The organism is Ekhidna sp. (genome assembly GCF_039960695.1).
Lineage (GTDB): Bacteria > Bacteroidota > Bacteroidia > Cytophagales > Cyclobacteriaceae > Ekhidna.
In genome coordinates this window covers 472,706-488,094 of record NZ_JBDVKP010000018.1, presented here as the reverse complement: position 1 = coordinate 488,094, position 15,389 = coordinate 472,706, and the positions used below count along the sequence as shown (strand labels likewise).

The 15,389-nt window shown below is 40.5% G+C and carries 14 protein-coding genes; 10 read left to right on the top strand and 4 right to left on the bottom strand.

Going from position 1 to position 15,389, the window contains the following annotated elements; all coding sequences use genetic code 11:
- Positions 1-5: 5 nt before the first annotated feature.
- The 3 genes from ABJG98_RS12275 to ABJG98_RS12265 are packed head-to-tail and all read left to right on the top strand — an operon-like array spanning position 6 to position 5,231.
- Entirely contained in the window at positions 6-3,251 is a 3,246-nt protein-coding gene (locus ABJG98_RS12275; protein WP_348279816.1) for a caspase family protein, read from the top strand.
- A gap of 2 nt (positions 3,252-3,253) precedes the next feature.
- Positions 3,254-4,021, top strand: coding sequence for a hypothetical protein (locus ABJG98_RS12270; protein WP_348279815.1), 768 nt, complete (start codon positions 3,254-3,256; stop codon positions 4,019-4,021).
- 10 nt (positions 4,022-4,031) lie between these two features.
- Positions 4,032-5,231 (top strand): CHASE2 domain-containing protein, encoded by a 1,200-nt coding sequence (locus tag ABJG98_RS12265; protein ID WP_348279814.1) that lies wholly within the window; start codon positions 4,032-4,034, stop codon positions 5,229-5,231.
- On the opposite strand, the gene ABJG98_RS12260 is transcribed toward ABJG98_RS12265, so the two are convergent.
- Positions 5,226-5,492 carry a hypothetical protein gene (locus ABJG98_RS12260; protein ID WP_348279813.1) on the bottom strand — a complete coding sequence of 89 codons (267 nt, stop codon included), beginning with the start codon at positions 5,490-5,492 and terminating at the stop codon, positions 5,226-5,228. The genes ABJG98_RS12265 and ABJG98_RS12260 overlap by 6 nt on opposite strands.
- Positions 5,493-5,713: 221 nt before the next feature.
- Between ABJG98_RS12260 and bioB the strand changes: the two genes are divergently transcribed.
- The 4 genes from bioB to bioA are packed head-to-tail and all read left to right on the top strand — an operon-like array spanning position 5,714 to position 9,713.
- Entirely contained in the window at positions 5,714-6,703 is a 990-nt protein-coding gene (bioB, locus tag ABJG98_RS12255) for a biotin synthase BioB (RefSeq protein ID WP_348279812.1), read from the top strand.
- 32 nt (positions 6,704-6,735) lie between these two features.
- Positions 6,736-7,845 carry an 8-amino-7-oxononanoate synthase gene (locus ABJG98_RS12250; RefSeq protein WP_348279811.1) on the top strand — a complete coding sequence of 370 codons (1,110 nt, stop codon included), beginning with the start codon at positions 6,736-6,738 and terminating at the stop codon, positions 7,843-7,845.
- Positions 7,838-8,443 carry a dethiobiotin synthase gene (gene bioD / locus ABJG98_RS12245; protein ID WP_348279810.1) on the top strand — a complete coding sequence of 202 codons (606 nt, stop codon included), beginning with the start codon at positions 7,838-7,840 and terminating at the stop codon, positions 8,441-8,443. Before ABJG98_RS12250 ends, bioD begins: the two co-directional genes overlap by 8 nt.
- A complete protein-coding gene (gene bioA / locus ABJG98_RS12240) occupies positions 8,421-9,713 on the top strand; it encodes an adenosylmethionine--8-amino-7-oxononanoate transaminase (protein WP_348279809.1) in 1,293 nt (430 codons plus the stop codon). The genes bioD and bioA overlap by 23 nt, the downstream gene beginning before the upstream one ends.
- On the opposite strand, the gene ABJG98_RS12235 is transcribed toward bioA, so the two are convergent.
- Together ABJG98_RS12235 and ABJG98_RS12230 are read right to left on the bottom strand one after the other, a co-directional pair.
- Complete coding sequence (locus tag ABJG98_RS12235; RefSeq protein ID WP_348279808.1) at positions 9,705-10,511, bottom strand: M23 family metallopeptidase; 807 nt, start codon at positions 10,509-10,511, stop codon at positions 9,705-9,707. The genes bioA and ABJG98_RS12235 overlap by 9 nt on opposite strands.
- A gap of 189 nt (positions 10,512-10,700) precedes the next feature.
- Positions 10,701-11,801: an aminotransferase class V-fold PLP-dependent enzyme gene (locus tag ABJG98_RS12230; protein WP_348279807.1), complete on the bottom strand. Its 1,101-nt coding sequence runs from the start codon at positions 11,799-11,801 to the stop codon at positions 10,701-10,703.
- Between the two features lie 137 nt (positions 11,802-11,938).
- Here ABJG98_RS12230 and ABJG98_RS12225 point away from each other — a divergent pair, with 137 nt between their 5' ends.
- From ABJG98_RS12225 to hemB, 3 genes are read left to right on the top strand one after another with little or no spacing between them, the layout of a single operon-like run.
- Complete coding sequence (locus tag ABJG98_RS12225; RefSeq protein WP_348279806.1) at positions 11,939-12,565, top strand: hypothetical protein; 627 nt, start codon at positions 11,939-11,941, stop codon at positions 12,563-12,565.
- Positions 12,562-13,596, top strand: a complete 1,035-nt coding sequence (locus tag ABJG98_RS12220) for a hypothetical protein (RefSeq protein ID WP_348279805.1) — start codon at positions 12,562-12,564, stop codon at positions 13,594-13,596. Before ABJG98_RS12225 ends, ABJG98_RS12220 begins: the two co-directional genes overlap by 4 nt.
- On the top strand, positions 13,593-14,567 hold the full coding sequence (gene hemB / locus ABJG98_RS12215; RefSeq protein ID WP_348279804.1) for a porphobilinogen synthase: 975 nt from the start codon (positions 13,593-13,595) through the stop codon (positions 14,565-14,567). The genes ABJG98_RS12220 and hemB overlap by 4 nt, the downstream gene beginning before the upstream one ends.
- Here hemB and ABJG98_RS12210 read toward each other — a convergent pair.
- The gene (locus tag ABJG98_RS12210; protein WP_348279803.1) at positions 14,518-15,354 is read right to left on the bottom strand and encodes a hypothetical protein; all 837 of its coding nucleotides are present in this window, start codon (positions 15,352-15,354) and stop codon (positions 14,518-14,520) included. The genes hemB and ABJG98_RS12210 overlap by 50 nt on opposite strands.
- Positions 15,355-15,389: the final 35 nt, after the last annotated feature.

Genomic DNA, 15,389 nt, shown 5'->3' with positions numbered 1-15,389 from the left:
CGATCATGTCTAGCGATCAACCATGTACGGTTGATCGCTTCTTTTATCTTAATCCTACCATCATGACAAAGGCGCTTTACACATTATTCATCCTGATACTTCACTTTTCTTTCGCACAAAAAAGTGAATTGATTATTAGGCAAGGCCATACATCTGGCATCAACATGGTGCAATATTCCCCAACCGGGAAGTATGTGTATTCTGCCAGCGATGATAAGTCCATCAAAATGTGGGATGTCCAAACAGGGATAGATGTCAACACTTTTAATGCACACGAAGCTCCGGTCAACTCCATTCATCTTTCAGATGATGGTACATTATTAGTCAGCGCAGATAGAGCAGGAGCCGTCATTTTGTGGGACGCGATTACAGGAGATATTAAAACCAGAATTCAAGCGCATGCAGGCTCAGCCAATACTGCCAAGCTTTCCAAAGATGCAACACGAATCATTACAGGTGGGGACGATGAAAAACTTAAACTTTGGAATACCACTGGCGATTCAATAAAAACGATCGTTGGATTTACCGCGCCCATTATGAATCTTGCCATCTCACCAAATGGTGATAGAGTCGTCACGGGTGGTGGCAAAAACAACGGTGTTGAAGTAAAATTAGTAGATCCTGAAAAAGGTCAAATACTGGCAGACGCTCTAGACAATGTAAAAGGATCTGGAGCCGCAATGGCTTATACTAAAGCCATTATGACTGGATTCGCAGTTATCGGAAACGTTGCCAATGGCAGAATAGGAAAAGGCACCACCACCATATTCGTAATGACCTACTCAAATATTCAGTTTACCAACGATGGCCAAAAAATTCTCTTTTCGCAAAATATATTTACTCCATTTTTAGCTGAAAAAGGTGAAGAAGAAAAAACAGGAAGCGCTAGTGTTTCGCTTATTGAATTAAGCGATGATCGACAATCTTTTGGTGAAGTCTCTAAGCCGATTCGCTGGCGAATCAATAACCCCAGAGGAGTTGCTGTGCTCAGCAAAGATGAAACAAAAGTTATAGTAAATGAGGAGAGATCCATCAAGGTATATGATATCGAAAATGCAGACTTTCCTGAACCAGGTAATAAAGAAGCCATTAACTATGTGCCTCCAGTAGTAAAAGAAATAAAAAACATAACCAAAAACACTAATTGGTTAGCACTTTCACCAGACTACAGAACTATTGTCACTTCAGATCCAAAAAGGAAACTCAAGCTCTGGGATTACCAAACTGGGAGAAAAATCAGAGATATGGAAGGCTATGTGCTTCCAGCGTTAGCTGTAGATGTAATGCCAGATGGTAAGCACATACTTGTTGGATCCCTGAACAGTGAAATGACCATGTGGGACATCACTACTGGCACTTTGGTTCGAACATTTGATCGTTCCTCAGACATCAACCACATCGATATCTCTGCCGATGGTAAATACATGGCCACAACCGCGGTAAATACATCTTTCATAAAAATCTGGAATTTCAAGACAGGCAGGCTTTACAAAACCATAAAAGAAAAGAAAGACAACATTGTCTGGGTAAAATTTAACCCAAATGACAAAGACAAAATCTGGGCTTTGACAGATACAGGAGTATTGAATGAGTGGTCCATAAATGACTTTAAGAGCAAGAAGTACAAAGGGAACTATCAAAATTTGGAAGATAAATTCGAACGAGAAACCTTTTCCATTTCATTCAAGGGATATGAAGTCACCATTAGAGATGGTAGTCAAGAAATAGTCCAAGACACCCAGCAAGGTATTATTACAGATGCAGTATTTAGCATGGATTCCCGAATGGCCATTACCACAAATGAGTCTGGAGAAATCTCCCTTTATAATCTGGAGTCAGGCAAAAAGATAGTGAGTATGGCGCTCATAGGTGAGAGTGGATTTATCGCCTATACCCCTGATTATTACTATACTTCCTCCAAAAATGCAGCCAAGGCGATAGCATTCAAGGAAAATAATAGCGTCTTACCATTTGAGCAGCTTGAGCTTAAGTACAACCGCCCAGATATCATTGCTAGAACACTTGGTTATGCTCCACAAAAACTCATAGACTCATACGAAGCTGCATACAACAAACGACTAAAGCGATTAGGATTTACCGCGGATGATCTTTCAGCTTATAATGTGCTTCCAGAAGTAGAAGTTGATATACATTCCATTCCGTTGGAAACCGATCAACGCTCTCTCACATTCACTACACAGGCAAACGATCAAGGTCAATCAATAGACAGGTTGCAGGTTTATGTAAATGATGTTCCTGCATTCGGGTCTAAAGGTATATCAGTAACGCCGACAGCATCGCTTGAAAAAGATATCACGATCAAATTGAGCAAAGGATTGAATGAAATAAAAGTAACGGCAATTAATAGTAAGGGACTTGAATCGTTGCCTGAATCATTCGAAGTACAGCTTACAACAGACTTCAATAAGCCAGACTTATATCTGATCTCAATTGGTGTTTCCGAATATCAGCAATCGCAACACAATTTGGCCTTTGCCGCAAAGGACGCCTCAGATATAATATCAACCATGAAAGGTTCTTCAGAATATGAAAATGTGTTTGAAAAACTGATCATAAATCAAGAAGCAACAGATACAAACATTAAGACAATTAGAGCATTTCTTGAGCAAGCTCAGGTAGATGATGTGGTAATGATTTTCATAGCAGGACATGGCGTTCTAGATAAAGACTACACCTATTACTTTGCTACTCACAATATGGATTTTAACAATCCGTCCAGTGGTGGTTTATCCTATGAGCAACTGCAATCTTTGATTGATGGCATTGCATGTAGAAACAAGCTCTTGATGATGGATACCTGCCATGCTGGAGAGTTAGATGAAGATGATGTGGAAGAAACAGAAAAATCCATTAGTGCTGTTGGCTCAGTTTCATTTCGTTCTGCTGGTTCACTTATCAAGCTCAAAGAAAACAGCTTCGGATTAGATAACACTTTAGAGCTTTCCAAAACATTATTTAGTGATATGCGAAAAGGAACCGGCGCAACGGTAATCTCTGCAGCAGGAGGCACCGAGTTTGCGGCAGAAGGTCTCAATTCTGAAAATGGACTCTTCACAAGCTGTCTTATCAAGGGGTTTACCACACGTCGTGCAGACTTAAATCGTGATCGAGATTATCGAGTTTCAGAAATACGACAATACGTTGGTGAGCAAGTGATTCTCTTGAGCAATGGCAAACAAGTGCCTACATCCAGAGAAGAAAACATTAAAAATGACTTCAAAATCTATTAATCATGAGATACCTGTCCATAATGCTGATCCTACTTTGTCTTCACGTACAAAGCCAGTCTTACACGGTTATTCATACCATTGGTAAAATCTATGATTCCGAGTCTGGAAGGTATTTAACCAAAGGATTGAAAATCTCAGAAGACGCCAGTCTCAAGTTTGAGACAAAAGGTGCGCGTGCCGCGGTTCTCAGTTCTTCGAGAGGCCGCTTTATCATTCAGGAAAATAGTGATTATTCTTCTCAAAGTGATGCACTTTACGCACTTAGCACTGTGATCTCACCAGTTCGGGGCAGGCTAAGTACAAGAGCAGGATCTATAAATAATGCCTTGGATTTTCGAAAGCTATTCGATGAGGGCCCGGTCGCATGGGTTGGAAATACCTATTCTGTTCGTGTATCACAAACAAGTTATCCCATGTCAGAGAGTCAATTTTTCTACGCTCAATATCAATACCAAAATGAAACTATCAACAAAAAACTCAATAGTGATGAGGAGAAACTTATCATTGATACAAACAGCTTTTACTCAATAGATGGAGTTGAAGTAGATCCATCTCTGGTCAAAGATGTCAAACTTTACTTTTACAAGGCAGAGGATCAAAGTTCCACATTCATTACTAATATGAATTTAGTTATCGTTTCTAGTGAAGCATTAAAATCTCTTTTGGATCAATTCTCTGATGGCAAGGAAACTGCAGTTCTTGAGTTAATTAATTCCATGTATGGAAAGTGTTCGGAAGAACATCTGAAGGCCGCTATATCCGAGTTTTAAAATTGATTCCTTGAAAAAATTTCTCCTTATATCGCTGATCTTCATTAACACCATCATGATGATGATTATCACATGCTATTTAATGAAGTTACCCTGGCTAGCAAGCGATGAAAAATTCCTCATTTGGAGTACAACTGCAATGAACTTCGCAACTAGAGATCGCCCCGATTCTGAAGACTTTGTCCTTATCAATACTTCATACGATCTCGAATTGATCGATCGGTATGATGAATTTGGGTTTCCGGTTGGCAATCAGGCAATTACAGACAGGCAAAAGTTGGCTCAGTTTTTCCATGCCCTAAACTCTGCGAACGAAAAACCGAGATACATTATCACTGATATTCATTTTGTAGATTCCTCACTTGCTGATCAGCAGCTTGCTGAAGAGTTATATCAGTTGGACAATGTGATTTTATCTGCACATATTAATCAACAAGGCAATCTTGAATTACCCATCTTCGATCAAGCAGATTACGGAATTTCAGATTATTTGATAGGAAGTGCTTTTGATGGTGTTTACAAATACCAGCTTATTCATGGTGACTCGATCAAACTACTTCCACTTAAAGTTTTTGAAGCGCTAAGCCAACAATCCAGCGTAAGATTTGGGCCTTTTGTAAAAATTGGACCACAATGGACCATGAATAACTTCATCATGAATTATCGTATTCTACAAAAGGATATCTATGATCTTGAGGCAGGTTTCAATCCAGTCAGCCTGGGTGAATTATTATATCTATCAGATGAAGATATTCAGCAATTTGTTGCAGGCAAAATAGTAGTGGTTGGTGATTTTTTTGAAAATGATATGCACGAGACCGTACTAGAAGTTACCGCTGGCCCATTGATTCTTCTCAATGCTTTCTTAACCATCAAACATGGAGACACTGTTGTGAACTTTTGGTTTTTTCTATTGATAGCAATGACATATGCGTTCTTGAGCTACCTCGCTTTTGTAGAAGGAGACATTATCGAAAAATACATTAATAAGCTGCTCAGTAAAAATATTACCAGATACATAGCAGGATTTGCAAGCTATTTTTTGAGTCTAATCTTTATCTCTATTTGCAGCTATTTGCTTTTCAACATTCACATCAATGTATTCTTCATGGCTATCGCATTCTACACCGTTGATAGACTAGCCGGCTACTTCCTCCATAGAAGAGGCAGCGTTTTAGAAATCATGAATTTTGGTGAGACTAATTCATGACTGCAGCCCCTGATGGTAATCATCAGGGGCTTTGAATTCAGTAAGTTGTCTCAACCTTATGCGATAGTAATTATTAAATACTTCCAACATTAGAATTGCATCATCATACGGAACACTTCCATTTACTCGTTGCTTCTTTAAATTCTTTATTATATTCTTGTTGCACTCAATTATAAGTTCAACTTCCGCTATAGATAAGCTTCCAATTCCTGATCGTGATTGATCCAAAAAAGACCATCTGCTATTGTATTCTGTATCCATTTTTTCAGTTCTAATTCAGATTTAACTAACGAATCTATGCATAGTCGGAGGTCATATTTAATTCATAAAAGCTGATGTTTACCGAAAGTATACCTGCCTTGCGTATCCCTTTTAAGCAAAAAAATGATTACCATATCCATATGTTGCATTTCTAACTCTCCATTTCTTCTTAGCGGACAATGAATAAACTATACTTGCATGTAAGATTCTAATGATGCATTATGACTGAAGTAAGACACAACTGGACGCTAGAAGAAATTGCAGATATTTATAACCGTCCATTAATGGAGTTGGTGTTTGGGGCGGCTACGATACATCGTAAATATCATGATCCTAAAGAAGTTCAGGTAAGTAGTCTCATCTCCATTAAAACCGGTGGTTGTCCAGAAGACTGTGCCTACTGTCCTCAAGCTGCCCGTTACCACACAGACATTAAAGTGCACAAGCTTATGGAAGTTGACGAAGTGCGTGCACAAGCAGAATCCGCAAAAGCAAATGGTGCATCAAGAATGTGTTTGGGCGCAGCGTGGCGAGAGGTTCGCGACAACCGAGATTTTGACAAAGTACTAGATATGGTAAAAACAGTAAACAGCATGGATATGGAAGTTTGCTGCACACTGGGAATGGTATCAGAGGATCAGGCGAAGAAACTGGCTGATGCCGGATTATATGCATACAACCACAACATTGATACTTCTGAAGCCTACTACGATGATATTATCAGCACAAGAGAATACGACGATCGGTTAAGGACGATCGATAATGTCCGTAAAGCAAAAATCTCTGTGTGTTCTGGAGGGATTATCGGAATGGGTGAATCAGCTGAAGATAGAATGGGCATGTTGCTTACACTAGCAAATATGGAAGTGCATCCCGAATCTGTACCAGTCAATGCATTAGTACCCGTGGAAGGAACGCCACTAGCCGAACAACAAAGAGTAGCAGCACATGAATTGATTCGCATGATTGCAACTGCACGATTAGTAATGCCAGCATCTGTTGTGAGATTATCTGCAGGGAGAGAAGGAATGAGCTTGACAGAGCAAGCATTGTGTTTTATGGCTGGTGCAAATTCAATTTTTGCAGGTGATAAATTGCTGACCACACCAAATCCAGATTTCAATGACGATAAAGACATGTTTGACTTGCTGGGATTGGTGCCAAGAGAAGCATTCAAATACAATAAGAAAGAGTCTGAAGTAGAAGCTTAGCACAAATCCCATTCAAGTGGGTAAGAGTGATTATGAATAGCTACCAAAAAGCACTCGACGAACGAAAAAAGCAGCACCTGCTGCGAACTCTTCCCCTCCCACCCGATGGGATTGATTTTTATTCCAATGACTATTTAGGACTTGCTAAGTCTTCGGAGCTAGAACTTGCTATCAAGTCAGCTTTAGAGCAGGGGCTAAAACAAAATGGAGCTACAGGCTCCAGACTTTTGAGCGGAAATTCTGAATACGCAGAGCACGTAGAACAGCTGATAGCAGACTTTCACATGAGCGAAAGCGCGCTTATCTATTCCTCAGGATATACTGCTAACCTTGGCCTTATTTCATGCCTAGCCACTCGTGAAACAACTCTATATTGTGATGAATTGATCCACGCAAGTCTCATTGATGGCGCTCGATTAGGGCATTCGAAAAGGATTAGATTTTCGCACAATGATCCCAGTGATTTAGATAAAAAACTGAAAGAGCATTCAGGTCAAAAAATCGTAATTGTAGAATCGATTTACTCTATGGATGGCGATATCTGTCCATTAAACGATATCGTGGAAATATGCCTAGAGAATGGGGCTCAGCTTATCGTTGACGAAGCACATTCTATGGCTGTCAGAGGTGAAAAAGGTAATGGTTTTGTTCAGGAGTTAGGTTTACAGGATCAGGTTTTAGCGCGGATTATGACGTACGGAAAAGGCCCCGGAATACACGGAGCTGCTGTGGTCGGACCAAAATGGCTCAAAGATTATCAAGTCAATTTTTCTCGATCCATGATATTTTCTACTGCGCCAGCGGCTCACCAGTTTTGTGCTATCGAAGCAATGTATCAGCTATTACCTGAAATTGATTTTGAGCGAGAAAAGCTTCAATCCAACATTTCATACTTTGTTGAAAAACGGAATAAAACCAATTCTTCCTGGCTAAATTCTCAATCTCAAATTCAATCGTTGATTATACCGGGAAACGAGCAAGTGGTAGAACTAGGAAAAAAGCTGTGTGCCGCAGGCATAAACGCACTTCCTATTCGGAAACCAAGCATAGCTGAAGGTTCGGAACGCATCCGCTTTTGTCTTCATTCCTTCAATACGAAAGATGAAATAGATTTATTATTTAAAGTCTTGAACAATGAGTGATCGATTTATTGTTGCTGGCATTGGTACCGATACAGGCAAGACTGTGATATCAGCTATTCTGTGTAAAGCATTACAAGCAGACTATTGGAAACCAATTCAAGCTGGAGAGCTGGATAATACTGACTCACACAAAATTGCAAATTGGGTACAAGGATCATTTGTTCATCCAGAAGCCTATCGACTAACCGAACCCATGTCACCTCATGCTGCAGCTAAAGTTGATGGAATGTCGATAGAAGAATCTGAACTCCAATTGCCAATTACTAACAAGTCATTAATTATTGAGCTTGCTGGTGGTTTGATGGTACCGTTACGGGACGACTTTGTTAATATCGATTGGGTACAAAAAACAAAGCTTCCGGTGGTTGTGGTAGCAAACTACTACCTGGGGAGTATTAATCATACCTTGCTCACATTAAGCTTATTGAAGAATCGTAGTGTTCCAGTAGTTGGAATTATTTTCAATGGTGAAAAGAATCATGCAAGCTTTGACGTTATTCAAAAACGGTCTGGATTGAAGTGCCTACTAGAAGTTGGTAAAGAAGAATCGATCACACCTGAAATCATTAATAAATATGCCTCAAGACTCAAATTTTAATTCGAAACTTCTTGAGTTTGATAGAAACCATATCTGGCATCCTTATACTTCTCTGTCAAATCCATTGCCTACTTATCCTGTAGTTTCCGCGAAAGGAGTCAGACTAAAACTGGCAGATGGCAAAGAATTAATTGACGGAATGTCCAGCTGGTGGACCGCTATTCATGGCTATAATGTGTCCGAATTAAATGAAGCAGCCCAGGAACAATTGAGCAAGATGGCGCATGTCATGTTTGGTGGAATCACACATGAGCCTGCCGTAAAGCTTTGTCAAAAATTAGTTGAGATCACGCCATCAGGATTGGACAAAGTATTCCTGGCTGATAGTGGATCGGTCTCCGTGGAAGTAGCCATGAAAATGGCCATTCAGTATCAACATGCTCAAGGTGAGTCGGGTAAGAATAAATTCATGACTATCCGCAATGGCTACCATGGAGATACCACGGGTGCAATGTCAGTTTGCGATCCCGAAGGCGGCATGCATCACCTCTTCTCGAATTTTTTACCTGAGCAAATTTTCATCGATCAACCTACTAAAAGCTTCAATGAATCATATGAAGAGGAGGAGTTATCCAGGTTAGAACAGTTTTTCCGTTTAAATGCTAATAAGTGTGCCGCGTTTATTTTGGAGCCGATTGTTCAAGGTGCAGGAGGCATGTGGTTCTACTCGCCTGACTATTTAAAAAAAGTCCGACAACTCTGCAATGAAAATGACATGCTGCTAATTGCAGATGAAATAGCTACGGGTTTTGGAAGAACGGGTAAGCTTTTCGCCTCCGAGCATGCTCAAATTACTCCTGACATAATGTGCTTGGGGAAAGCCTTAACAGGTGGATATATCACCTTGGCGGCCACACTATGCACCCAAGATGTAGCTGAAATCATTTCAAATGGAGCGGCTGGTGTATTCATGCACGGCCCAACTTTCATGGGAAATCCGCTCGCATGTGCAATTGCAAACAAAAGTCTGGAATTGCTACTGAATTCCAATTGGAAGGAAAGGGTATTAAATATTGAAAAACAGCTGAAGAATGAACTGGTGCCAGTAGCTGTTTCGCTTTCAGTCAAAGATGTTCGCGTACTTGGTGCTATAGGAGTAATTGAAATGAACGAATCGGTGGACGTGCCTAAAGCTCAAAAATTCTTTGTAGAACATGGTGTTTGGATTCGTCCTTTCAGGAATCTGATTTATGTGATGCCGCCTTACGTCATAAATAGTGAAGATCTGAAAAAATTGAGCAATGCCATTGTCGAATATATCTCACTGTGAGTCATTTCTTTTGTACCGCCTCCTTTTTATCAAAACCTCCCTTTTATACCCTTCAAAGAAAACGGGAACTGAAATATCCTTTCCTTTTCTTACTACAAAATGCAAATGAGGTCCTCTTGTAAAACCCGTATTGCCCGAATAGCCGATTAATTGTCCGCGGCGAACAGTATCCCCTTCATTGACCAAAGATCCTCCTTCATTCAGGTGAACATAAGAAGCAATTGTGCCATCCTTATGAAGTATGAGTATCTGATTTGCCTTGTATCTGAAGTCTTCATCTCCTGATTCATTGAAATGATCTACAACCTTTACAACCAACCCATCCCGAGCAGCATGTACAGGTTCTCCAATCTCTAACTGGAAGTCTACAGCATATCTCGATTGAATATTGTTGTGACTGAAATTTCCATTTACCCCCTGACTTAACGTATATTTTTTCCCCTTCTTAAATGGTAATGAATACAGATAGGTAGTGTCATGCTTAGCCGTTGACGGATCTCCGAGATAATAACCTAAATCGTAGGTAGCATTATAGGCAATAGCTAATTCTTTCTTATCCCCCATTCCCATCTCAAAGATTCGCACACTATCGAAAGGCTCAATGATTTTTGACAGGTAAATGCTATCGGTACCTTCATATTTTATGTATAAATCCACCGGAGCATAACATTGACTTACGACCTGCAAATAATTAATCTCATTATCTTCAACAATATTGAGCTCGATATCTGGGAGATTATTCTGAGCTATCGAAATTGAAGACATTAACAAAAGCATGAAATAGGCAGCTATTTTCATTCGGTGTAAACTTCTCTAAATGATTCTAATATTCGACAAAGGTTGCTTCCCATTATACTAGAGTTTTATCTTTTATTACCTGGGCGGGTTTTGGAAATCCAGAAAGAAGACCAACAGACATCTATTCTATTGGAATAGAACCGAATACCTCCTGAGGAAGATGAAATCATAAGCGATTGCGCATGCGGTTTAGCTTAACGTTGATAAAGCCTCAAGTACATACTTCACTTCATCTTCGGTATTCATAGGTCCCACACTCAATCGAAAGGTACCTGTTTCACCTGATCCTAAGGCTTCATGCGCAAGGGGTGCACACTGATATCCGGCACTCCCAACAATTTGAAATTCATTCCACAGCCTTTCTTTGAGTTCTCTGATAGACATTGCCGAACTCCTGATGGAAACCGCTCCGGTAAAGCTATCATGTCTTGGACCTCCTACAATTTCTATTTCTTGTATTTTGGCGAGTCCTCCCCGCAACTGATTCATCAGTGTATTTCTATGCATCTGCAGTTGATGCCACCCTTTTTCTTGCAACCATTTGATGCCTGCAGTTAATCCTGAAATGGTCATCATGGGTGCCGACCCAATATCGCAATAGGTTGGAAATCGAGAAGGCTTTTTTGCTCCCGGCACTATTTCGCAATCAGCGCTAGGACAAACCATTGGAGCATTTTCAGAAATATATAATCCACCGATTCCCTGTGGGCCAAAGGGGCCTTTGTGTCCAGCAAATACAAAAATATCAGGCTCTAAATCTGAAATATTAATTGGGATAATGCCCGCGGTTTGTGCTCCATCCAACAAACAGATGGCGCCATTTTCTTTTGACAGCCGAATGATCTCCTCGTAAGGCAACACTTCCCCTGTCACATTACTTGCCATAGATACGGCTACCATCCGAGCTCCTTTTTTCAATTCGTCCTCCAATACTTCTAAATCCAAAGGCCCTTCATCGGTACGCGGTATAATTACTCCATCCACCCCTTGTTCGTTTTGTAGCTTATAAAACCATCGCGATAAAGCATGATGCTCCATTGTGCTTATGATCAGCCGATCTCCAGGCTTCCAAGCAAAGTCACCAAATGCGGTAGCCAAAGCATGTGTGCAGCTTTGAGTAAATAGAAATCGACTCGAATCCTCAATCCCGAAAAAAGAAGGAACTATTTCGTTTCCTTCCTCAAACACGTCTAGCCATTCGTTAGGAGCTAATTGATTAAACCTGTCAATCGCTCTTATTACCGATTCAGGTTTTGGCCAGGTGGTTCCAGCATTGTTGAAATAGATCATAGCATGAAATTAGGTAATGTGACCAAAGAATGTATTGTAAGAAGTAGTAAGTGTACCTCATTAGAAAAAATGATCTAGTCCATATCCAAAAAAATTAACCACACTCACTAGCTTTGAATTTCAATTCAAAAAACCACATGGAATTAAAAAACCTCATCAACCAAATCGTATCCTCACCGGAACTCCATGCCAAATGGCTCAACGCTCTTTCCATGATGGAAAACACCGGGGCTAGAAAAATTTCAGCTTCCGAGCATGACCAGCTTGTAGACGAAATCGTACTGAAACATGCCGCTGAAGAAGCACGACATGCCTATTACCTGAAAAGTCAGATTAAGAAGACCGGATTCGAAGGCTGTAAAACATATCAGATAAATGAACTGCTGGCACCTATAGAAAGTTTTCAATACCTCCATGCGCTCGACGCATCCATCAGCCGTTATCTTAAAAAAAATCTTGGCTACACAGGAAGCAAACTAAAATATGCGGCTTACCTTTTGGTCACGTATGCCATAGAAGTGCGTGCTGATGCGCTCTATCCGGTGTATGAGGAAGTATTAAGAGCAATCGAAAGTAAAATCAGTGTACGGATGATTGTTGTAGAGGAACAAGGTCACCTGGAAGAAATGATCCAGCAGATGGATAACTTCTTTGGGGATTGGAAATTACATGGTGAATTCGTTTTATCATTGGAGCAAAAGCTTTTTCAAAAATGGATGACTGCAATTCAAAAATCCATTGAAAGTAAACCTGCATTCGCATGAGATTAATACAATTGATTGGTATCGCATTGATAATCTTGGGCTGTGCCAAAAAAGAAATGGTTCCTAGAATCGAAAGACTTGAAACTCCTACCGAAGCGCTACTTCAGGCAATCAGCATCGTAGATGAAAATACCGTCTGGGCGAGTGGACATGATGGATCATTTGTTGGCTCAAAGGATCAGGGAAAAACATGGCAGCTATTCGAGCACCCTACGGGTGATACACTGCAGTTCCGCGACATTCATGCCTTTAGCGAAAACTCGGTCATTTTGATGAGCGCCGGTCCGGGTCCGCTCTCAAGGATATTTTCATTCGAGGCTCCAGATCAATGGCAGGAAAATTTTGTAATGACAGACTCACTTGGATTCCTCGATTGTATTGATTTTTGGGATAGTCAAAGAGGCATAGCCTACGGTGACGCAATAGATAAATATCCATATATCCTATTAACCTCTGACGGAGGACAAACATGGTCACGAGCCGATTCTGTCAACATGCCCGCTGCAGGAAAAGGCGAAGGCGGATTTGCCGCCAGTGGTACATGTGTCACTACAGGTGAAGATGGGAAAGCTTGGATAGCAACAGGAGCCAGCGGAAACTGTAGGTTTCTAATTACTGAAGATTATGGTAAATCGTGGAAGGAAGTAAACTCACCTTTAATCACTGGTGAAGCAGCAGGAAACACCTCTGTTTCATTCATTGACAATATAGGGGTTGTTACGGGTGGTGACTTATTAAAGCCAACAGAGTATACAGACAATTGCGCCTTCTCAGAAGACGGTGGGATCACATGGCAGCTAAGCAATCAACCTAACACAGTCGGAGCATTTTACGGAAGTACTATTACAAATGTGAGCGATCAGATTTTTGCATTCGTATGTGGCCCAAAAGGGTTGGACTATACAAATGATTTGGGTCAAACATGGAGTACTTTGGATACCCTCAACTATTGGGCGTTAAGTATGAAAGGTAACTTTGGATACGCCTCTGGCATAGATGGAAAAATATTGAGAATATCTTTGCAACCATGAGGCGACCTAGAAGAAATAGAGCTTCTTCAGCTATTCGAGATTTAGCTCAAGAAACAACATTGACCACCAACGATTTCATCTTTCCACTTTTCTTGCTGGAAGGAACCAAGAAAAAATCTGAGGTTGAAAGTATGCCAGGGATATTTAGGCTCTCGGAAGATTTGATACTAAGGGAGATTGAGGATTGCCTGAAGCTCGGAATCCAGGGTTTTGATGTCTTCCCTGTAGTTGAGGAGAAGAATAAGGATAAGATGGCTACCAAGAGCTACGATCCAAACTTTTTTTATCTAAAGACCTTAACCAAAATCAAGAAAGAATTCCCGGAAGCACTTATCATAACGGATGTAGCAATGGATCCATATAGTTCTGATGGACATGATGGAATTGTGGAGGATGGAAAAATTCTCAATGATGAAACCTTAGATGTGCTTGGCAAAATGGCACTGGCTCAAGCAGAAACCGGCATCGACATGATTGGCCCATCGGACATGATGGATTTTCGAGTTGGCTATATAAGAAACGTCCTCGATGACCAAGGATTCACCGATACAGGAATCATGAGTTACACCGCCAAATATGCGAGTGCATTCTATGGACCGTTCCGTGATGCGTTGGACTCAGTACCAAAGTTTGGTGATAAGAAGGCATATCAGATGAATCCTGCTAATACCAATGAAGCAATACTGGAAGCGGAACTTGACTTCAATGAAGGTGCAGATATACTTATGGTGAAACCTGCTTTAGCATATCTAGACATTATCCATAATCTCAAATCGAAATTCAACATTCCAATTGCTGCCTATAATGTTTCCGGTGAGTTCTCCATGATCAAAGCTGCCGGCCAGAAGGGTTGGTTGGATGCAGATCGTGCAATGATGGAATCCTTACTTTCTATTAAGCGTGCAGGTGCGGATATGATCCTTACTTATTTTGCGAAAGAAGCTGCTGCACATCTTCGCCAGCGGATGTAAGACCTTCCTGATTTCTTATTAGAAATTTTTGGAAAAGTTCTTTATAAAACTCTCCGTTTCTCATTGACAATGCTTCTTGCCACACCGGTAGCGCCAGTTCTGGACTTAATTCAAGATCAAGTGCTTTTAGAATCAAGTCGGTAGCCTTCTTTTCATAGACTGGACCAGGCAATAACTGGACGCTATATGTTTTGGACTCCAGAGTTTCTCCAGCGAATGTGCTTGTTATTTTAAAGTTAAAAGCACCATCTTCAAGACCATAGGTTGTAGGTTTTAGCAGGTATTTATGCAGTCTGGTTGGGAAATCTTGAATCTTATTTCCTTTATTGTCACTTACCTTCAGTACATAATTAAGCACAGGCTCATCGTGCAGGTGCCAAAACAACTCAAACGGTTCATTCTCATTCCATTCCAAATATCCTGATCGATCAAATGAAGGAGATATCACCGTAATAAATTTTGTAGGGTCTAATACAGTAGTATCAGAATAAAGCAGTTCTAGCCTAGGACGCACACTGAGATTTTTTAGCCCCTCTGGCTTCAGATAAAATGTAAAGATCTTTTCCTTATGCTCATAAGTGGTGCCTCCTTTATGAACCAAACTTAAAAATCCTCCTTCCTCTATCTCAATTGAAGTTACATCATCAATCATTTGAAGCGGTTTGACAGGAGTGCCATACACGCTGGCGTCTTTCGCTACTAACACCTGAAAAGGAAGTTCGCTGGTTTCCTGAGCTGATAAGTGAAATGATATCGAAAGAATTAGAAGGCTTAATAAATTCCGCATCTTCTTATCTCGGTTAATCTTCTTTAAATGTAAAG